General features: G+C 67.2%; 13 protein-coding genes. 6 read left to right on the top strand and 7 right to left on the bottom strand.

All coding sequences use genetic code 11. From position 1 onward, the window contains the following. Positions 1–26: 26 nt before the first annotated feature. From F9Z44_RS10565 to def, 4 genes are all read right to left on the bottom strand, one after another. Positions 27–3182, bottom strand: coding sequence for an efflux RND transporter permease subunit (locus F9Z44_RS10565; protein WP_159605922.1), 3156 nt, complete (start codon positions 3180–3182; stop codon positions 27–29). Between the two features lie 10 nt (positions 3183–3192). Beyond that, a complete protein-coding gene (locus tag F9Z44_RS10560; RefSeq protein ID WP_159605920.1) occupies positions 3193–4311 on the bottom strand; it encodes an efflux RND transporter periplasmic adaptor subunit in 1119 nt (372 codons plus the stop codon). Continuing rightward, the gene (locus F9Z44_RS10555; protein ID WP_159605918.1) at positions 4308–5729 is read right to left on the bottom strand and encodes an efflux transporter outer membrane subunit; all 1422 of its coding nucleotides are present in this window, start codon (positions 5727–5729) and stop codon (positions 4308–4310) included. Before F9Z44_RS10555 ends, F9Z44_RS10560 begins: the two co-directional genes overlap by 4 nt. 98 nt (positions 5730–5827) lie before the next feature. Continuing rightward, positions 5828–6367, bottom strand: a complete 540-nt coding sequence (gene def, locus F9Z44_RS10550) for a peptide deformylase (protein WP_159605916.1) — start codon at positions 6365–6367, stop codon at positions 5828–5830. A gap of 77 nt (positions 6368–6444) precedes the next feature. Between def and F9Z44_RS10545 the strand changes: the two genes are divergently transcribed. Beyond that, positions 6445–6759, top strand: a complete 315-nt coding sequence (locus F9Z44_RS10545; protein ID WP_159605914.1) for a hypothetical protein — start codon at positions 6445–6447, stop codon at positions 6757–6759. Here the strand turns inward: F9Z44_RS10545 and ligA are convergent. The 3 genes from ligA to smc form a co-directional block, all read right to left on the bottom strand. Then, on the bottom strand, positions 6752–8833 hold the full coding sequence (ligA, locus tag F9Z44_RS10540) for an NAD-dependent DNA ligase LigA (RefSeq protein WP_159605912.1): 2082 nt from the start codon (positions 8831–8833) through the stop codon (positions 6752–6754). The two genes, F9Z44_RS10545 and ligA, sit on opposite strands and share 8 nt — an antisense overlap. A gap of 88 nt (positions 8834–8921) precedes the next feature. Continuing rightward, positions 8922–10052 (bottom strand): cell division protein ZipA C-terminal FtsZ-binding domain-containing protein, encoded by a 1131-nt coding sequence (locus tag F9Z44_RS10535; RefSeq protein WP_159605910.1) that lies wholly within the window; start codon positions 10050–10052, stop codon positions 8922–8924. A gap of 11 nt (positions 10053–10063) precedes the next feature. Beyond that, on the bottom strand, positions 10064–13582 hold the full coding sequence (gene smc, locus F9Z44_RS10530; protein ID WP_159605908.1) for a chromosome segregation protein SMC: 3519 nt from the start codon (positions 13580–13582) through the stop codon (positions 10064–10066). 248 nt (positions 13583–13830) lie between these two features. Here smc and F9Z44_RS10525 point away from each other — a divergent pair, with 248 nt between their 5' ends. The 5 genes from F9Z44_RS10525 to dapE all read left to right on the top strand — a co-directional run bounded on the left by F9Z44_RS10525 (position 13831) and on the right by dapE (position 19223). After that, entirely contained in the window at positions 13831–14598 is a 768-nt protein-coding gene (locus F9Z44_RS10525; RefSeq protein ID WP_159605906.1) for an MHYT domain-containing protein, read from the top strand. Between the two features lie 71 nt (positions 14599–14669). Then, on the top strand, positions 14670–15893 hold the full coding sequence (gene dapC / locus F9Z44_RS10520) for a succinyldiaminopimelate transaminase (RefSeq protein ID WP_159605904.1): 1224 nt from the start codon (positions 14670–14672) through the stop codon (positions 15891–15893). Positions 15894–15930: 37 nt separating this feature from the next. Next, the gene (dapD, locus tag F9Z44_RS10515; RefSeq protein ID WP_159605902.1) at positions 15931–16764 is read left to right on the top strand and encodes a 2,3,4,5-tetrahydropyridine-2,6-dicarboxylate N-succinyltransferase; all 834 of its coding nucleotides are present in this window, start codon (positions 15931–15933) and stop codon (positions 16762–16764) included. Positions 16765–16885: 121 nt separating this feature from the next. Then, positions 16886–18046 carry a PilT/PilU family type 4a pilus ATPase gene (locus tag F9Z44_RS10510; protein WP_159605900.1) on the top strand — a complete coding sequence of 387 codons (1161 nt, stop codon included), beginning with the start codon at positions 16886–16888 and terminating at the stop codon, positions 18044–18046. A 4-nt stretch (positions 18047–18050) separates the two neighbouring features. Continuing rightward, positions 18051–19223, top strand: a complete 1173-nt coding sequence (gene dapE, locus F9Z44_RS10505) for a succinyl-diaminopimelate desuccinylase (RefSeq protein WP_159605898.1) — start codon at positions 18051–18053, stop codon at positions 19221–19223. The last annotated feature ends 4 nt before the right edge of the window (positions 19224–19227 follow it).

The following is a 19227-nucleotide window of genomic DNA, read 5'->3' as shown; positions in this document are numbered from 1 at the left end:
CGCTCGTGTTTCTCTTCGGCAGCTCCCTAGGCGCGAACGGCCTCCCCAGGCTCAGCACCAGAAGGTTTGCGCCCAAACAGTTTCCCGAACCAGATCGACACATCGTCCACCAGCGTGAATACCGCCGGGATCACCAGCAGACTCAGGAAGGTGGACGTGATCAAACCACCGATCACCGCCACCGCCATCGGTGAACGGAAACTGCTGTCGGCCGCGCCCCAGCCAATCGCAATCGGCAACATGCCCGCCCCCATGGCAATGGTCGTCATCACGATCGGGCGTGCGCGCTTGTGGCAGGCGTCCAGGATTGCGTCCAGCCGGTTCAATCCGTGTTCGCGCCGCGCCTCGATGGCGTACTCCACCAGCAGGATGGAGTTCTTGGTCGCCACGCCCATCAGCATGATCAGGCCAATGAGCGAGGGCATGGAGAAACTCTTGTGTGCCAGCAACAGCGCCACGAAGGCACCGCCGAGCGACAGCGGCAGTGCCGCCAGGATGGTGACCGGGTGCAGGAAAGCCTTGAACAGCAGCACCAGCACGATGTAGATGCACAGCACGCCGGTGAGCATGGCCAGGCCGAAGCTGGCGAACAGCTCGCCCTGCACCTCGGCGTCGCCGATCTCCAGCACCGACACCCCCGGCGGCAGGTTGCGCAGGCTGGGCAGCTTCTCCACCGCGGTCTTCATGTCGCCCAGGGCAATGCCGGCCAGCTCCACCTCGAAGTTGACGTTGCGCGCGCGGTCGTAGCGGTCAATCACCGCCGGGCCGCCGCCAAAGCTCAGCGTGGCCACCTGTCCCAGCATCACCGGGCCCTTGCTGCCCGGCACCGCCAGACGGGCCAGCAGATCCAGGTCGCCACGGGCTGCGGCATCGAGCTTGACCACGATGGGAATCTGCCGCTGCGGCAGGTTCATCTTGGGCAGGGCCGTGTCGTAGTCGCCCACAGTGGCGATGCGCAGGGTCTCGGCAATCGCGCTGCTGGTCACGCCCATCTCGGCCGCACGGGCCAGGTCGGGCGTGACGCTGATCTCGGTGCGCACCAGCGACGCGGTGGACTGCACGCTGCCCACACCACCGATGGTGCGCAGGTCGCGCTCGATCGCGGTGGCCGCGCTGGTCAGCGCGGACGCGTCGTTGCCGGTGAGCGTCAGGATGTACTTTTCGCCGGAACCGCCCAGGCCCACCTTGCTGCGCACGCCCGGCAGGTTGGACATGGCGGCACGCATCTGGTTTTCGATCACCTGCTTGCGCGGACGCGTGCCACGCGCGTCGAGCTGGATGGTGAGCGCGGCCTTGCGCGACTCGGCCGTGCCTTGCGGCGCGAACGGGTCGGAGCCCGCCGAGCCCGAGCCGATGGTGGTGTAGACCGACTTCACGTGCGGCACGTCCATCACCAGCAGGCGCGCACGCTCGGCGCTGGCCACGGTCTGCTGCAGCGTGGCGCCCGGTGGCAGCTCGATGTAGACCTGCGTCTGCGAGTTGTCGTCGGCCGGTATGAAGCCCTGCGGCAGCAGCGGGATCAGCATCAGCGAGCCGACAAAGAACACGCCGGCGCCCACCATGGTGATCCAGCGGTGGCGGATGCACCAGGCGGCCCAGCCTTGGTAGGTGTCGAGCCAGGCAGGCTCGTCCTGGTTGGTCATCCAGCGCCAGACCGCCGCGGTGACGCGGTTGCTGCGCGCCCAGCGCGGCATGTCTTTGGCCAGCACCACCGGCTTCAAGAGGTAGGCTGCCATCATGGGCGTGAGCGCGCGCGCCACCACCAGCGAGGCGAACACCGCGAACGAGGCCGTCCAGCCAAACTGCTTGAAAAACTTGCCCGGGATGCCCGACATGAAGGCCGTGGGCAGGAACACCGCGATCAGGGCGAAGGTGGTGGCGATCACCGCGAGGCCAATCTCGTCGGCCGCTTCCATGGAGGCCTGGTACGGCGTCTTGCCCATGCGCATGTGGCGCACGATGTTTTCCACCTCCACGATGGCATCGTCCACCAGGATGCCAATCACCAGCGACATGGCCAGCAGCGTGACCACGTTGATGGTGAAGCCCATGTAATGCATGCCGATGAAGGCCGGGATGGCCGACAACGGCAGCGCCACGGCCGAGACCACCGTGGCGCGGAAGTCGCGCAGGAACAGCCACACCACCAGCACCGCCAGGAGGGCGCCCTCGTAGAGCAGCGTCATGGAGCCGTCGAACTCTTCCTGCACCGGCGTGACGAAGTCAAACGACTCGGTGATGCGCAGGTCGGGCCGCGCGGCCTGCAGGTCTTTCAGCTTGGCACGCACGCCATTGCCCACCTCGATCTCGCTGGCGCCGCGGCTGCGCGCAACCTCGAAGCCCACCACCGGCTTGCCGTCCAGAAAGGCCGCCGCCGTGGGCTCGGCCACGGTGTCTTTGATCTGGGCGATCTGGTCCAGGCGAACGCGCCGGCCATCCGGCAGCGCGAGTTCGAGCCGGGCTAGCGCCTCGGCCGACTGCAGCGACGACAGCGTGCGCAGCGGCTGCTGGCTGCCGCCCAGGTCGACCCGGCCCCCGGCGCTTTCGATCTGCACCTTGGCCAGCTGACGCGACACGTCAGCCGCGCTGGCGCCCAGGGCCTGCAGCTTGAGTGGGTCCAGCAGCACCTGCACCTCGCGGTCAACACCGCCCACGCGGTTGATCGCGCCCACGCCACGCACCGACAGCAGCAGCTTGGCGATGTCGTTCTCGACAAACCAGGAAATGGCTTCCGCGTCCATCTTGTCGGACGACACGGTGTAGGCCAGCACCGCGCCGCCCGCGAGCTCGATCTTGTTGATGATGGGCTCGCGCAGATCGGCCGGCAGCTCGCCCCGCACCTTGGCCACGGCCGAACGCACGTCGTCCAGCGCTTCCTGGGTGTTCTTCTCGATGCGGAACTCGGTGGTGATGGTGACCGCGCCGTCCTGCACCTTGGTGGTGATGTGCTTGAGACCCTGCAGCGAAGCCAGGCTGTTCTCGATCACGCGCGCCACGTCGTTCTCAAGCTGGTTGGGCGCAGCGCCCGGCAGGCTGGCCGTCACCGTGATGTTGGGCACGTCCAGATCGGGGAAGTTCTGCACCTTCATCTGGCCGAACGAGAACAGGCCCGCCAGCGTGAGCATGAAGAACAGCATCGCCGCGGGAATGGGATTCTTGATGGACCAGGCTGAGACGTTCATGGCCTGGTCCTCACTTCACCACTTTGACGAGGTCGGCTTCGTTCAAAAAGCCCGCGCCTTGCACAGCCACCGGCTCGTCGGCTTTCACCCCATCCAGCACCTCGACCCGCTCACCCACACGGCGCCCGGTCTGCACCTTGCGCTGGCCGGCCTTGTTCTGCGCGTCGATCACGAACACGTAGTTGCTGCCGTCGCGCACCACGATGGATTCGCTCGGCACGGTGAGCGCCTCGCTCTGGCCCAGCTCAAAGAAGCCTTTGGCAAAGGTGCCGGCCTTCAGGTCGGCATGCCGGGGCAGGTCCACGAAAACAAGGATGTTGCGTGTCTGCGGGTCGGCGCTGGGCGCAATCGCGCGCACCTGGCCAGCGATCTCCAGCCCGGTGGCCGCAGTGACCTGCACCTTCTGGCCCACGCGGATGCGGCCCACCTCGCTGGGCGTGACCTCGCCGCGCCATTCCAGACGGCTCTGGCGCACCAGGCGAAACAGCTCCTGCCCCGCGCTCATCACCGCGCCCACCGTGGCGCCGCGCGCTGAAATCACGCCGTCGTCGGGCGCGAGCACCCGGGTGTTGCCCAGGCGCACCTCGGTCGCGCCCAGCACCGCCCTGGCCGCCTCCAGCTGCGCGCGCGCCACCTTCTCCTGGGTGAGGTACTGCGCCACCTGCGAAGCCGAGAGCGCGCCGCTGTCCTGGATGGAGCGCGCGCGGTCGGCGTCGGCCTTCGCATTCTCGAAACTGGCCTCGGCCTGCATCAGGCTGGCGCGGCTCTGCAAACTGTCGGCCTGCGTGGTCTCGCGGGCGAACTCGGCCAGCACTTGGCCTTTGCGCACCACGTCACCCACGTTCACATTCACCGACGCCAGGCGCAGGCCGTTGAGTTCCGCGCCGACGCTGGCCTCTTGCCAGGCTGTGATGTTGCCGTTGGCCTGCAACCTGATCGGCAGGCTGCTGCGCTCGGGCTGGGCCACCGTCACGGTGAGCGCGGGCTTGGGTCCGGCGGTGGTCGCGGCATCCGCCTCGGGCGCCTGCGGCTTCCTGATGAACATCCAGAACACCACCAGCAGCACCAGGGCCAGTGCGATGGCCAGCCAGAGCCAGCGTTTGCGCGATTGCGAAGGGGTGGCGTTCATGACGGGTCTTTGAGGGCGTTGGGGTTGTTCACGGGATCGAAGCCACCGCCCAGCGCGACGTAGAGCTGGATCCAGGCGTTGATGCGTTCCTGCTGCAGGTTGACGGCGCTGCTGTCGGCGTTGAGCTTGAGTCGACGGGCTTCTTCCAGCTCGTTGAGGTTGGCCAGGCCCACGCGGTAACGCGCCTCGGTGCCCTTGAGCGACTGCTCGTAGCCAGCTTGCGCGGTATCCGTGGAGGCCCCACGCTCGCTCAGGCTGGCCAGCGTCACCAGCGCCTGCTCCACCTCGGCCACGGCCTGACGAAGGGTGCTGGCGTAGGCGATGGCGGCGGCCTCGTAGCGCGCCTGCGCGCTGTCGGAGCTGGCGCCCAGGCTGTCGCGCCCCAGCAGCGGCAGGCTCAGGCTGAGCGGGCCGATGGCCCAGGTGTTGAACGTGCCCTCGGTGCCACCGCCCGAAAACCGGTTGCGCAGCAGGCTGCCCGAGAGCGAGAGGCCGGGCAACAGCGCTGCCTTGGCCACGCCCACGTCTTCGCTGGCGGCCACCAGCTCGCGCTGCGCCCGGTACACATCGGGCCGCTGGCGGATCACCTCGGCGGGCACGGCGTTCACCGACAACAGGCTGTCCAGCCGATGCGATGCCAGCAAGGCCGGCGCTCCCGCCAGCCGCTGGCGCACCTCGGGTTCGGGCACGCCGGTGAGCGCCGTGAGCGACTTCACCTGCCGTTCGCAGGTTTCAAACTGCTGCCGGTAACGCGCCGCGCTCTCCGCCCCGCTGGCGCGGGCCAGCGCGGCCACCGCCGGCGCCGTCAGGCCGGCGCGTTCCGAGGTGGTGTTGTTCTGCGCGGTGACCGCACGCGAATCGCGGTCACGCGAGGCCACCGCAAGCTGCTCGCGGCACAGGCGTTGCGAAAAATAGAGTTGCGCCAGTTCAGAAGCCACCAGCACGCGGGCCTCGTGCCAGCCGGCACCGGCCGCGTCTTGCAACGCCTGGGCACTGCCCAGGCGGGCCTGGCTCTCGCCCCACAGGCCGATGGCCCACGAGGCCTGCAGTCCCGCACTCAGCGTGGTTCCCAGGGGAATGGTCGGGTCGGTGATGCCACGGGTGGCGTTGGCCACCGCGGTCACCTGCGGCCCGTTCTGCGCCTCCACGCCGAACCTCGCGGCGCGGGCGGCAAACACCTGTGCGCGTGCCGTGGCGATCGTCGGGCTCTGCGCCTGCGCGCGGGCGATCCAGTCGGTGAGCACCGGATCGTCGAATCGGCTCCACCATTGGGTGAGTTCGATCGTGCTGCCCTGGTGGACCAGGGGTGGCGCATACCAGCTGCCGGGCAGGTCCACGGCCAGATCGACGGGGGGCTTGGTCACGCTGCAGGCGCCCAGCAGTGCCGCGCAGGCCGCCATGGCCAGCAAGTGCTTCATGTGTCGGAATCCCTGTTCGTTGGTTTGACCCGGGCCTGACTCTATTCGATGTGCCCGCCCGAACATGTCAATTCATTTCAACCACGCGACGGTTTGTATCAATCGTCAACGGCCGCATCCAACCCGGGGAACAGCACCTCGGTGAAGCCGAAGCGGGTGAAGTCGCGCACCCGCATCGGGTACAGCTGGCCCCAGAGGTGATCGCACTCGTGCTGCACCACCCGCGCATGGAAACCCTCGGCCTCGCGGTCGATGGCCTGTCCGCGCTCATCGAAGCCTTGGTAGCGGATGCGCCTCCAGCGCGGAACCACGCCGCGCAAGCCCGGCACCGACAGGCAGCCTTCCCAACCCTCTTCCTCTTCGTCACCCAGCGGGGTGATGACCGGGTTCACCAGCACGGTGCGCGGCACCACGGGAGCGTCGGGGTAGCGCGGGTTGGGCTCGCCGCTGCCGAAAATCACCACCTGCAGGTCCACGCCGATCTGCGGCGCGGCCAGGCCGGCACCCACGGCCGCCACCATGGTGTCCTGCAGGTCGATCACCAGCTGGTGCAGTTCGGGCGTGTCGAAGGCGGTCACGGGCTGGGCGTGGCGCAGCAGGCGCGGATCGCCCATTTTCAGAATGGTGTGAATGGTCATGGCGTTGGACAAGCAGCGGGGATGGGTTTAGTTTCGCTGATCGTTGCCCTGCGCACGACCCCAAAAGAGGAGATGCCATGAAGACCGCCCTGTTCGCCCTCGCCCTGTTCGTGCACGTGCTTGCACAGGCCCAGGGCGCCGACATTTTCAAAGGCGCCGATCTCGCCCTGGGCGCCAGGCTCATCGCAGACAACAAATGTGCCCAATGCCACGCCAGCAAGGTCGGCGGCGACGGCAACACCATCTACCGCCCTCAAGGCCGCATCAACACGGCTGCCCTGCTGCGCGGCATGGTGGAGAACTGCAGCACGCAGCTGAACCTGCAACTCTTCCCCGAAGAAGTCACCGCCATCGCCGCGGTGCTCAACCGGGACCACTACAAGTTCAAGTGAGTGAGCCCAGCAAGGCCAGCATGCCGGCCTCGTCCAGCACCGCCACACCCAGCTCGTTCGCCTTGTCCAGCTTGCTGCCGGCCTCGGTGCCAGCCACCACGTAGTCGGTCTTCTTGCTCACCGAGCCGGCCACCTTGGCGCCGGCGGCTTCCAGCATGGCCTTGGCGTCCTCGCGCTTGAGCGTGGGGAAGGTGCCGGTGAGCACGAAGGTCTTGCCCGCCAGCGGCTGCGGGGCGCGCTGGGCGGGCTCGCCCTCTTCCCAGCTCACACCACAGGCGCGAAGCTGCTCCACCACCTCGCGGTTGTGCGGCTGGTCGAAGAAGGTGCGGATGCTTTGCGCCACCACCGGGCCGACATCGTCAACCTCCGACAGCGCCTCCAGGCTCGCGTCCATGACGCGATCAAGCTGGCCGAAGTGGCGCGCCAGGGCCTTGGCAGTGGCCTCGCCCACATGGCGGATGCCCAGACCAAACAGGAAACGCGGGAGCGTTGTTCGCTTGGACTTCTCCAGGGCGGCCAACACGTTTTGCGCCGATTTTTCGGCCATGCGGTCCAGCGCCAGCAGCGAAGTGAGGCCCAGGCGGTAGAGGTCGGGCAGGGTCTTGACCACGCCCGCGTCCACCAGCTGCTCGACCAGCTTGTCGCCCAGACCTTCAATCTCCACCGCGCGGCGCTGGGCAAAGTGCAACAGAGCCTGCTTTCGCTGGGCGCCGCAGAACAGGCCGCCGGTGCAGCGGTAGTCCACTTCACCCTCTTCTCGCACGGCGTCGCTGCCGCAGACCGGGCACTGGCGGGGCAGGCTGAAGGGCTCTGGGTCGCCGACACGTTTGTCGAGCAGCACCGACACCACCTCGGGAATCACGTCACCAGCCCGTCGCACGATCACCGTGTCCCCCACACGCACGTCCTTGCGGCGCGCCTCGTCTTCGTTGTGCAGCGTCGCGTTGGTCACCGTCACGCCGCCCACGAACACAGGCGCGAGCTTGGCCACGGGCGTGAGCTTGCCGGTGCGGCCCACCTGCACGTCGATGGCCAGCACGGTGGTGAGCTGCTCCTGCGCGGGGTATTTGTGTGCCACGGCCCAGCGTGGCTCGCGCGTGACAAAGCCCAACTGGCGCTGCAGCGCGAGTGAATTGACCTTGTAGACCACGCCGTCGATGTCGTAGGGCAGCTGGTCGCGGCTGGTGCCGATGCGCTGGTGGAATTCGACCAAGGCATCTGCGCCACGGCACAGGGCGGTCTGCTCTGCCACCGGAAAGCCCCATGCCTTGAGCTGCATGAGCAGCTCGAAGTGGGTCTCGAACGCTGGTCCGCCCTGCTCGGATGGTGTGATCTCACCCAGACCGTAGGCGAAGAAGCTCAAGGGCCGCTGGGCGGCAATTCCTGAATCGAGCTGGCGCACCGCGCCGGCCGCGGCATTGCGCGGATTCACAAAGGTCTTTTCACCCTTGGCGCCAGCGGCGATCTTGGCGCGCTGCTTCTCGTTGAGCGCGTCAAAGTCGTCGCGGCGCATGTAGACCTCGCCCCGCACTTCGAGCACCGTTGGAGCGTCGGCCGGCAAGCGCAGCGGCACCTGCTGGATGGTGCGCACGTTGGTGGTGACGTCCTCACCCAGCTCACCGTCGCCACGCGTGGCGGCCTGCACCAGCACGCCTGCCTCGTAACGCAGGCTCATGGCCAGGCCGTCGAACTTGAGTTCGGCCACGTAGTCGACCGGTGGATCGGCTTCGGCCATGCCCAACGCGCGGCGCACGCGGGTGTCGAAGTTGCGCGCGCCGCTGGGCTCGGTGTCGGTCTCGGTGTTGATCGAGAGCATGGGAACGCGGTGGCGCACCGGCGTGAACGCATCGAGCACCCGGCCGCCCACGCGCTGGGTCGGTGAATCGCTGGTCAGCAGCTCGGGGTGTCCGGCCTCGATGGCCTGCAGCTCGCGGAACAGCCGGTCGTACTCGGCGTCGGGGATCTCCGGGTCGTCCAGCGTGTAGTAACGATGCGCGTGATGGTGCAGCTGAGCGCGCAACTCGGCGGCTCGCTCGGCGGGGCTCGGCCCCGCAGCGAAAAGATCGGGTGTCATCGGACTTCCGCCGGGCCGCCCCAAGGCAGGCCAGCCACCATGGGGGGCAGCGACCCGCAAAGCGGTGGAGCGTGGGGGTTTTGTTGCATCAAGAGAACAGCCGGCGCGCCTGCGCGGAGCCGGCCGACAGGTCGCGGCTGTCGAGCGCGTCGTACAGGCTTTCCAGGTCGGCGCCAATGCCGTCCATGGTGTCGGTGGACAGCGGCTGGCCCGCGTCGTCGGTGACGATGCCGTCCATGGCCTCGGCCAGCGCCATGGCGGTCTGGCGCATGCGCACAAAAGGCTGTTCGCTGCGCGGCACATGGGTCACTTCCAGCGACAGCGCCACCTCGCGCAAGGCGCTTTGCTCGGGGTCTTCGGCCATGGCGGCCTGCGGGTCAAACACCAGGCTGAGCACCGGCGCCTGGCCCATCTGGCTGCCCGAGAGCACCATGCGCCCGGGCAATGCCCCCGCCACGAAACCGAGCTTGGCCGCGTGCTGAGCCACATAGCCCGGGCTCCAGGCGGCGCGGCGCGCACGCAGGGTGAAGCCGAGCTGCGCGTCGTGCCCGCTGGCAAATGCGTCGAGCTCACGCCCGCGGGCCACCTCGGCGCGCATGTCGGGAAACTCGGGGGCCGCGCCCACTGCATCGGCGAAGGCCTGGGCCTTCACCACGAACTCGGAAAACTCGATGTCGTTGAGCGCGCCAGCCCGGTTGGCCAGTTGCACACCCGCTTGCAGCGCCCGGTAGCGCTGCCCCAGGCGCGGCGTTTCCCACTCGCCGCTGGCGTCGCACAGGCCCTCGACCGCAAACGGTTTGCTGCCCACCCGGCGCGTGCCGGGCAGTGCCGCCAGCAGGGCATCGCCCGACACCTCGTGGTCGAGCACCAAGGGTGTGATCACGTCGATCAGGGCGTCGAGCCCGGGCCGTTTCTCGGGCTGGTTGAGCAGCGGATTCACGCTGACGGCCGCCGCAGCCACGGCGATCGCGGCAGGGTCGGGCCGCATGACACCGGGCATGTCGCCCAGCACCGGGTCGATGCGCTGGATCTCGGTGCCCTCGAGGTCTTCGGGTGAGTACGGCACGGTCTCGTCACCGGACGGATCGCCAGGCGGGTGGGTCGAGCGTTCGCGCGCCAGGCGCGGCGCGCTGTGGCGTGTGATCCAGGCGTTGTAGGCCACCACACCGGCCAGCACGAGCCCCCCGATGATGGCCAGACCGATTTGCAGAGTGCTCATGGTGTTTTTGTTCAGGTGGATTCGAGCATGCCGGCGGCCGATTCCATGTCCACCGCCACGATGCGGGAGACGCCCTGCTCCTGCATCGTCACGCCGATCAGCTGCTCGGCCATTTCCATGGCGATCTTGTTGTGGCTGATGAACAGGAACTGCGTCTCTTTGGCCATGGCCGTGACCAGCTTGGCGTAGCGTTCGGTGTTGGCGTCGTCCAGCGGCGCGTCCACCTCGTCGAGCAGGCAGAACGGCGCGGGATTGAGCTGGAAGATGGCGAACACGAGCGCGATGGCGGTGAGCGCCTTCTCGCCGCCCGAGAGCAGGTGGATGGTCTGGTTTTTCTTGCCGGGTGGCTGGGCCATCACCTGCACGCCGGCGTCCAGGATTTCCTCGCCGGTCATCACCAGGCGCGCGTTGCCACCACCGAACAGCTCGGGGAACATCTTGCCGAAGTGCGTGTTGACGGTCTCAAACGTGCTGCCCAGCAAATCGCGCGTTTCGTTGTCGATCTTCTTGATCGCGTCTTCCAGCGTGTTCATGGCTTCGACCAGGTCGGCCGTCTGCGCATCGAGGAAGGTCTTGCGTTCGCGCGCGGCGGTGAGTTCGTCCAGCGCGGCGAGGTTGACCGCGCCCAGCGCCTGGATCTCGCGGTGCAGGCGGTCGATTTCACCCTGCATGCCGGGCAGGCGCACGTTGTTCTCCGTGATGCTTTGCGCCACGGCGGCCAGATCGGCCTGGGCCTCTTCGAGCATCTGGCTGTACTGCTCCACGCCCAAGCGCGCGGCCTGCTCCTTGAGCTGGAAATCGGTGATGCGGTTGCGCAGCGGATCGAGTTCGCGTTCCAGTTGCAGGCGGCGCTCGTCGCTGGCGCGCAGTTTGGCGGTGAGGTCGTCGTACTGGCTGCGCAGCGCGCCCAGGACCTGCTCGCGCTCCAGCTTCATGGCCAGCGCGTTTTGCAAGCCGGCCTGCGCAGCCGCGTCGTTGAGGCGACCCAGCTCCTCGGAGGCACGTTGCTGTTCGTCTGCAAGTGACTTCTCCTGCGTGGCCGCTGTCTCCAGCGAGCGCTGCAGCTCGGCCTGTCGCGCCTGCAGGCTTCGCAGGGCAAACGTGGCTTCTTGCGCCGTGCGCTCCAGCGAACGCTGCTGCTCACGAGCCTGGTTCAGCGCGCGTTCGGCCGCGATCACCGTGTCGTCCAGTTGCGCGTGGCGCTCCTGGCTGTCAGCCAGTTGCATGTCGAGTTCTTCGAACCGCGCCTCGGCGGTCACGCGGCGCTCTTGCAACTCATCGAGCTGGGCGTCCACCTCGGCCAAGTCGGACGCGATCTGCTCGCTGCGCGCGCGGGTCTGTTCGGCCAGCTGGGTCAGGCGCAGTGCTTCGACCTGCAGCTCGTGGGCGCGGCCGCGCGACTCGGCGGCCTCGCGCCGCGCGCTCACCAGGCGCTGCGAAGCGTCGGTGTAGGCAGCCTCTGCGCGGATCAGGCTGGAGCGCGCCTGTTCGTTGATCAGCACCTGCGCCTTGAGCTGCTTGTCGATGTTCTCGATTTCCTGGGCGCGAGCCAGCAGGCCTGCCTGCTCGCTGTCGGGTGCGTAGAAGCTCACGCTGTGCGCGGTCACCGCATGGCCGCTGGCCACGAAGATCACCTCGCCGGCTTGCAACTGGGCGCGCTGCGCCATGGCGTCTTCCAGGCTGGGCGCGGTCAGGCAGCCGTGCAGCCACTCGGCCAGCAAGGCCTGCTGGCCGGCGTCGTTCAGGCGCAACCAGGCGGCCAGGGGCTTGAGGCCGCTGGCGCTGGGCGCACCTGCGCCGGCCGCGGGCGGGTTGTAAAAGGCCAGCTTGGCCGGCGGCGCGTCGTTGCCGAAGGCACGCACCATGTCCAGGCGCGAGACTTCGAGCGCACCCAGGCGCTCGCGCAGCGCGGCCTCCAGGGCGTTTTCCCAACCGGTCTCGATGTGGATGCGGCTCCACAGGCCTTGCAGACCGTCCAGCCCATGCTTGGCCAGCCAGGGTTTGAGCTTGCCGTCGGTCTTGACCTTGTCCTGCAGCGCCTTCAGCGCCTCCATGCGGGCCGACAGATCGGCCTGCCGTGCCGACTCCTGGTTCACCGCTTGCTGCGCGGTGCGGCGCGCGTCGTCCAGTTGGGGCACGCTGTCCTGCAGTTTCTGCAGCACGGCGTCGTTCATTTCGGCCGCGTCCTGCGCACTCGCCAGCTGGGTCTGCGCGTTCAGCAGGCGGGCTTCGTCGGGCGCGGCCAGCGCATTGCGGTCGGCGGTCAGCCGCTCGCGGCGCTGGTTGAAAGAACGGCTCTGCTCTTCGATGTTGCGCTGCTCGGCCGCCAGCACCTGGATCTGCTGCTGCACCTGCGTGACACTGGCGCGCTGCTCGTTGGCACGGGCCTGGGCCTGGCGCAGGCTGTCTTCGAGCGCGGGCAAGGCGCCCGATTGTTCCTCGCCCTGCGCCGCCAGCACCACCGACTGGTCTTCCGCCTGCACCATCGATTCGGCGAGCTGTTCCAGCTCCACCGCCGCGTCTTCGCTGCGGGTGGCCCACGAGGCAATCTGTTCCTTCAGCTGCACCAGGCGCTGCTCCACGCGGGTGCGACCCTCGACCACGAAGCGGATTTCGGCTTCGAGTTTGCCCACCTCGGCGCTGGCCTCGTACAGCTTGCCCTGGGCCTGGTTGACCTGGTCGCCCGCAGCGTAGTGGGCCTGGCGGATGGTTTCCAGCTCACTTTCGATGCGGCGCAGGTCGGCGGTGCGCGACTCCAGGTCGTTGATGGCCTGGGCGGCATCAAGCTTCACCTTGACCTGATCGGCCTCGGCCTCGCTGCGTTTCATGAACCAGAGCTGGTGCTGCTTGAGCGTGACGCCGGCCTGCAGGTTGTTGTATTTCGCGGCCACCTCGGCTTGCTTCTCCAGCTTGTCGAGGTTGGCGTTGAGTTCGCGCAGGATGTCCTCGACCCGGGTGAGGTTCTCGCGCGTGTCGGCCAGGCGGTGCGCGGTCTCGCGGCGGCGCTCCTTGTATTTGGAGACGCCTGCGGCTTCTTCGAGGAACAGGCGCAGCTCTTCGGGCTTGCTTTCGATGATCCGGCTGATGGTGCCCTGGCCGATGATGGCGTAGGCGCGTGGGCCCAGGCCGGTGCCCAGAAACACGTCCTGCACGTCGCGGCGGCGCACCGGCTGGTTGTTGATGTAGTAGCTGCTGGTGCCGTCGCGCGTGAGCACGCGTTTGACGGCGATTTCGCCGAACTGGCCCCACTGGCCGCCGGCGCGGTGGTCGCTGTTGTCGAACACCAGCTCCACGCTGGATCGGCTGGCCGGTTTGCGCGTGTTGGTGCCGTTGAAGATCACGTCCTGCATGGACTCGCCACGCAGCTCGGAGGCCTTGGACTCGCCCAGCACCCAGCGCACCGCGTCCATGATGTTGGACTTGCCACAGCCGTTGGGCCCGACCACGCCCACCAGCTGGCCCGGGAGCATGAAATTGGTCGGTTCGGCGAAGGACTTGAAGCCGGAGAGCTTGATGGAGTTGAGACGCACGGCGCTGCCCGATGACTGACTGGTGAGGAACGCCCGCCCCTGGGCCGACGACGCGAGCGAAATGATACCCCGCTGCCTCACGGGGCCACCGATCCAGCGGCCTGGGCCCGCAGCCAGCGGAAAAGGTCGGGGACTGCGTCGTTTTTCACAGAGAACGAAGGTTGGCATGCTTACCTTTATGTCCAACACCCCTATGCTCCGGCCGAGTCGTTTAAACCCCGCTATTTCGCGCCGAACGCCACCCCGCCATGAACCCCTACGTCACCACCGCTTTCAATCCCTTGTTGGTCGCCCTGTCATTCGTCTTTGCCGTCGTCGGCTCCTTCGTGGCGCTCACAGCCGCTGGCCGAGTGAATCAGCTCGGCGGGCGCCAGAGCCTGTCCAACGTCCTCACCGTGGGAGTCTCGCTGGGCGGCATCGGTGTGTGGTCCATGCACTTCATTGGCATGCTCGCCCTCGACATGGACGTGGGCAGCAGCTACTCCATGGTGGATACCTTCGCATCACTTCTGATCGTCATCGTCGCCACGTCGTGGACGGTGAGCTTCGCTGCCAAATCGCCCGACAACCTGCCCCGCCTGGCCACCGCCGGCGTGCTGCTGGGCATGAGCGTGGTCGTCATGCACTACCTGGGCATGTTCGGCCTGAAGATCAACGGCTATATCCGCTGGGACTATGGCGTGGTGGTGCTCTCCATGGTGATCGCCATCGTGGCAGCCACCGCCGCGCTCTGGCTGGCCTTCAACAGCCCCACGCTCAACCGCCGCATTGCCGCCGCCCTGGCCATGGGTGTGGCAGTCTGCGCGATGCACTACACCGGCATGTATGCGGCCGAGTTCGTGTGCACCACCGAGAGCCGCAACGCCATTCCGCAAGGCGCCAGCTACATCAGTTCGTTCCGCCTGCCCACGCTGGTGATCGCCATCACCTTGATGATGACGGCCCTGCTGTCGGTGGACCAGCTGTTGCAGTACCTGCGCAGCAAACCCGCCGGGACAGCAGCCAGCATGCGCTGAAAGTGCCTGCCGGGCGCCGCCGAACGCCCCCGCAGGCGCGGTGTGTTGCCGGGCACCGGGATAATCGCGGCATGAACCCGCTTTTGTCCCGCCTGCAGCCCTACCCCTTCGAGCGTCTGCGTCGGCTGTTTGCCGACATCACCCCCAACCCGGAACTTCGCCCCATCAGCCTGGGTATTGGCGAGCCCAAACACGCCGCGCCAACGTTCCTCAAACAAACCCTGGCCCAGGCGTTGGACACGGGTCTCTCCAGCTACCCGGCCACCGCCGGCGAGCCCGCCATGCGCGAAGCCTGCGCGGCCTGGGTGCAGCGCCGCTATGGCGTGGCGGTGAGCCCGGCCACCCAGGTGCTGCCGGTCAATGGTTCGCGAGAGGCGCTGTTCGCCTTCGCCCAGACCGTGATTGACCCGACGCGCCCGGGCGCCACGGTGGTGTTTCCCAACCCGTTCTATCAAATCTATGAAGGCGCGGCCCTGCTGGGTGGCGCCGAGCCGTTCTATGTGGCCAGCGACCCGGCGCGCAACTTCGCGGCCGACTGGGACGCCGTGCCGGCCGACGTGTGGGCCCGGACCCAGCTTCTGTTTGTGTGCTCGCCAGGCAACCCGGCCGGCGCGGTGATGCCGCTGGAGGAATGGCGCAAGCTTTTCGAGCTGAGCGACCGGCACGGCTTCGTGATCGCGTCCGACGAGTGCTACAGCGAAATCTATTTCCGGGACGAGCCGCCGCTGGGCGGTCTGGAGGCCGCACACGCGCTCGGCCGTACCGATTTCCGCAACCTGGTGAGTTTCACCAGCCTCTCCAAGCGCAGCAACGTGCCGGGCCTGCGCAGCGGTTTCGTGGCCGGTGACGCCTCGCTCATCAAGCCCTTTCTGCTCTACCGCACTTACCATGGCGGCGCCATGAGCCCCGTGGTGCAGGCCGCCAGCATGGCCGCCTGGAACGACGAAGCCCATGTGGTGGACAACCGGCGCCAGTACCGTGAAAAATTCGCCCAGGTCACCCCCTTGCTGGCCGAGGTGCTCGATGTGGCCCTGCCCGACGCGTCTTTTTACCTGTGGGCCGGGGTTCCGGCGTCGTTTGCCGATGCATCCAAGGGCCTGAGCGCCGACGAAGCCTTCGCCCGCGCGCTGCTGGCTCAATACAATGTGACGGTTCTGCCCGGCAGCTACCTCGCGCGCGATTTCAACGGATCGAATCCCGGCACGGGCCGCGTGCGCATGGCCCTGGTGGCCGAGCCCGCCGAATGCCTGGAAGCCGCCCACCGCATCAGAGCCTTCATGGCCGGGTGCACCTGACTCCCCCTTTTTTCTTTTTCTTCCTCCGACCTGCCTCATGACACAACAACTGCAAAGCCTGATCGACAACGCCTGGGACAAGCGCGCCGAACTCTCCCCCGCCTCCGCGCCGAAGGAAGTGCTGGACGCGGTGGAACACGTGATCGCCGAGCTCAACAAGGGCCGCCTGCGCGTGGCCACGCGCCAGGCCGTGGGCCAGTGGACGGTGCACCAGTGGATCAAGAAAGCGGTGCTGCTGTCGTTCCGCCTCAAGGACAACGAGCTCATGCGCGCGGGCGACCTGGGCTTCTTCGACAAGGTCAAAACCAAGTTCTCGCACCTGAGCGAATCCGAAATGAAGGCCACCGGCGTGCGCGTCGTGCCGCCCGCCGTGGCGCGCCGCGGGAGCTTTGTGGCCAAGGGAGCGATCCTGATGCCCAGCTACGTGAACATCGGCGCCTACGTGGATGAGAACACCATGGTCGACACCTGGGCCACGGTCGGCTCCTGTGCCCAGATTGGCAAGAACGTGCACCTCTCGGGCGGCGTCGGCATCGGCGGCGTGCTGGAGCCCCTGCAGGCGGGCCCAACCATCATCGAAGACAACTGCTTCATCGGCGCGCGCTCCGAGGTGGTCGAAGGCGTGGTCGTCGAAGAAAACTCCGTGCTGGGCATGGGCGTCTACCTCGGCCAGAGCACGCCCATCTTCAACCGCGACACCGGCGAGGTGGTGTTTGGCCGCGTGCCCAGCGGCAGCGTGGTGATCAGCGGCAGCCTGCCCAAGAAAACGGCATCGGGCAAAGACTACAGCACCTACGCAGCCATCATCGTCAAGACGGTGGACGCACAGACGCGCTCCAAGACCAGCCTGAACGACCTCCTTCGGGACTGAGCAAGATGCCCCCACGCGCCGCCGCTTCGCGAGTCGCTGCTGCCCAAGGGGGCTGGCCTCGCCTGGGGCGGCCCGGCGCGGCGGCCTGTCTCACTGAACGTAGTTACCTGAAGGGATCAGCATGAGCAGCGGAACGATGGAGCGCATCCTGCGCCTGATGGCCGAGAAGAAGGCCTCGGATGTGTATCTGACGGCGCATGCGCCAGCCATGATCAAGATCAACGGCCAGACCATCCCGATCAACAGCCAGGTGCTGCCACCGGAGGCCCCGCGCAACCTGCTCTCCGAGATCGTGCCCTCCACCCGCATGGAGGAACTGCAGGAAACCGGCGAACTCAACATGGCCGTGCCGCTGGAGGCACTGGGCAACTTCCGTATCAGCGCGTTTCGCCAGCGCGGCCAGATTGCCGTGGTGATCCGCTACATCCCGGGTGACATTCCAGCGCTCGACTCGCTCAACGTGGCGCCCGTGCTCGCCGACCTGGTGATGGAAAAACGCGGCCTGGTGCTCATGGTGGGTGCCACCGGTGCGGGCAAGAGCACCACGCTGGCGGCCATGATCGACCACCGCAACGAATGCGCCAGCGGTCACGTGCTCACCATCGAAGACCCGATCGAATACGTCTATCGCAACAAGAAGTCGGTGGTCAACCAGCGCGAGATCGGGCCCGACACGGCCTCGCTGCAGATCGCGCTGAAGAACGCGCTGCGCCAGGCACCCGACGTGATCCTGATCGGTGAAATCCGCGACCGTGAGACCATGTCGGCCGCCATCGCTTATGCCCAGTCGGGTCACCTGTGTCTGGCCACGCTGCATGCCAACAACAGCTACCAGGCGCTCAACCGCATCTTGAGCTTCTACCCGGTCGAGGTGCGTCCCACCATGCTCGGCGACCTGGCTGCCGCCCTGCGCGCCATCGTGTCGCAGCGCCTGCTGCGCACCCACACCGGCAGCCGCGTGCCGGCCATGGAGGTGCTGCTCAACACCTCATTGATCGCCGACCTGATCCAGAAGGCCGATTTCTCCGGCGTGCGCGAGGCCATGGAGAAATCACTGGCCGACGGCTCACAGAGCTTCGAGCAGGACCTGGCACGCCTCATCAACGACGGCCTGGTCACGCGCAACGAAGGCCTGGCGCAGGCCGACTCGCCCAACAACCTGCTCTGGCGCCTGCAGAACGACTTTCACGCCCTCAAGTCGAACGACGCGGCCAATGCGAGCGACGAAGACACGACCGAGGACGCCACTTTCACCGAGTTCACGCTCGACGTGAAACACTGATCCCATGACCGATACCCTGCGCCTGACCGAACAGCTCATCGCCCGCGCCTCCGTCACGCCGCGCGATGAAGGCTGCCAGTCGGTCATTGCGCAGCGCCTGTCTGCGCTGGGCTTTGCCTGCGAGACGATCGAGAGCGGCCCCGACGATTTCCGGGTGACCAATCTGTGGGCCCGGCTGGGCACGGGCCAGCAACCCACGCTGATCTTCGCCGGCCACACCGACGTGGTTCCCACCGGCCCCGCCAGCGCGTGGAGCAGCGATCCGTTTGCTCCCACGCACCGCGACGGCAAGCTCTACGGCCGTGGCGCCAGCGACATGAAAGCCTCGCTCGCCGCCATGGTGGTGGCTTGCGAGGAATTCGTGGCCATGCATCCACGGCCGGCCATTGACATTGCCTTTCTGCTCACCAGCGACGAGGAAGGCCCTGCCGTGGACGGCACCGTGGTGGTGTGCGAGCGGCTGAAGCAACGCGGCGAGCGGCTCGACTGGTGCATCGTGGGCGAGCCCACGTCGGTCGAGCGCACCGGCGACATGATCAAGAACGGCCGCCGGGGCACGATGAGTGGGAAGCTCACCGTCAAGGGCATTCAGGGCCACATCGCCTACCCGCACCTGGCGAAGAACCCGATCCACCTGGCAGCGCCCGCTTTGGCCGAGCTCGCTGGCACGGCATGGGACGCCGGCAATGCCTTCTTCCCGCCCACGAGCTGGCAAATCAGCAACATCCACGGCGGCACCGGTGCGAGCAACGTGATTCCCGGCACCGTGGTGATCGACTTCAACTTCCGTTTCTCCACCGAGTCCACGCCCGAAGGCTTGCAGCAGCGCGTGGCCGGGATTCTCGCGCGCCACGGTCTGCTGCCCGACAGCGGCTACGACCTGAGCTGGACTTTGGGCGGTCGCCCATTCCTCACCCCACCCGGCACGCTGGTGGACGCGGTGCGCGAGGCCATTCGATCGGAGATCGGCATCGAGACCGAACTCTCCACCACTGGTGGCACCAGCGACGGGCGATTCATCGCGCAGGTTTGTCCACAGGTGATAGAACTCGGCCCCCCCAACGCCACCATCCACAAGATTGACGAGCACGTGGCCGTGTCCGACATCGAACCGCTCAAGAACATTTACCGCCGCACACTGGACAACCTGTCCCGCCTCGCCGGCTCCCCACACTGAGCGC

Origin of the sequence: Hydrogenophaga sp. PBL-H3 (assembly GCF_010104355.1) — a bacterium.
GTDB lineage: Bacteria > Pseudomonadota > Gammaproteobacteria > Burkholderiales > Burkholderiaceae_C > Hydrogenophaga.
This window is presented reverse-complemented; position numbering and strand designations above follow the sequence as displayed.

What these genes read in the sequence shown, in the direction of transcription:
- F9Z44_RS10565 (WP_159605922.1), bottom strand. Translation starts at nt 3,182, where the DNA reads ATGAACGTCTCAGCCTGGTCCATCAAGAATCCCATTCCCGCGGCGATG.
- F9Z44_RS10560 (WP_159605920.1), bottom strand. Translation starts at nt 4,311, where the DNA reads ATGAACGCCACCCCTTCGCAATCGCGCAAACGCTGGCTCTGGCTGGCC.
- F9Z44_RS10555 (WP_159605918.1), bottom strand. Translation starts at nt 5,729, where the DNA reads ATGAAGCACTTGCTGGCCATGGCGGCCTGCGCGGCACTGCTGGGCGCC.
- def (WP_159605916.1), bottom strand. Translation starts at nt 6,367, where the DNA reads ATGACCATTCACACCATTCTGAAAATGGGCGATCCGCGCCTGCTGCGC.
- F9Z44_RS10545 (WP_159605914.1), top strand. Translation starts at nt 6,445, where the DNA reads ATGAAGACCGCCCTGTTCGCCCTCGCCCTGTTCGTGCACGTGCTTGCA.
- ligA (WP_159605912.1), bottom strand. Translation starts at nt 8,833, where the DNA reads ATGACACCCGATCTTTTCGCTGCGGGGCCGAGCCCCGCCGAGCGAGCC.
- F9Z44_RS10535 (WP_159605910.1), bottom strand. Translation starts at nt 10,052, where the DNA reads ATGAGCACTCTGCAAATCGGTCTGGCCATCATCGGGGGGCTCGTGCTG.
- F9Z44_RS10525 (WP_159605906.1), top strand. Translation starts at nt 13,831, where the DNA reads ATGAACCCCTACGTCACCACCGCTTTCAATCCCTTGTTGGTCGCCCTG.
- dapC (WP_159605904.1), top strand. Translation starts at nt 14,670, where the DNA reads ATGAACCCGCTTTTGTCCCGCCTGCAGCCCTACCCCTTCGAGCGTCTG.
- dapD (WP_159605902.1), top strand. Translation starts at nt 15,931, where the DNA reads ATGACACAACAACTGCAAAGCCTGATCGACAACGCCTGGGACAAGCGC.
- F9Z44_RS10510 (WP_159605900.1), top strand. Translation starts at nt 16,886, where the DNA reads ATGAGCAGCGGAACGATGGAGCGCATCCTGCGCCTGATGGCCGAGAAG.
- dapE (WP_159605898.1), top strand. Translation starts at nt 18,051, where the DNA reads ATGACCGATACCCTGCGCCTGACCGAACAGCTCATCGCCCGCGCCTCC.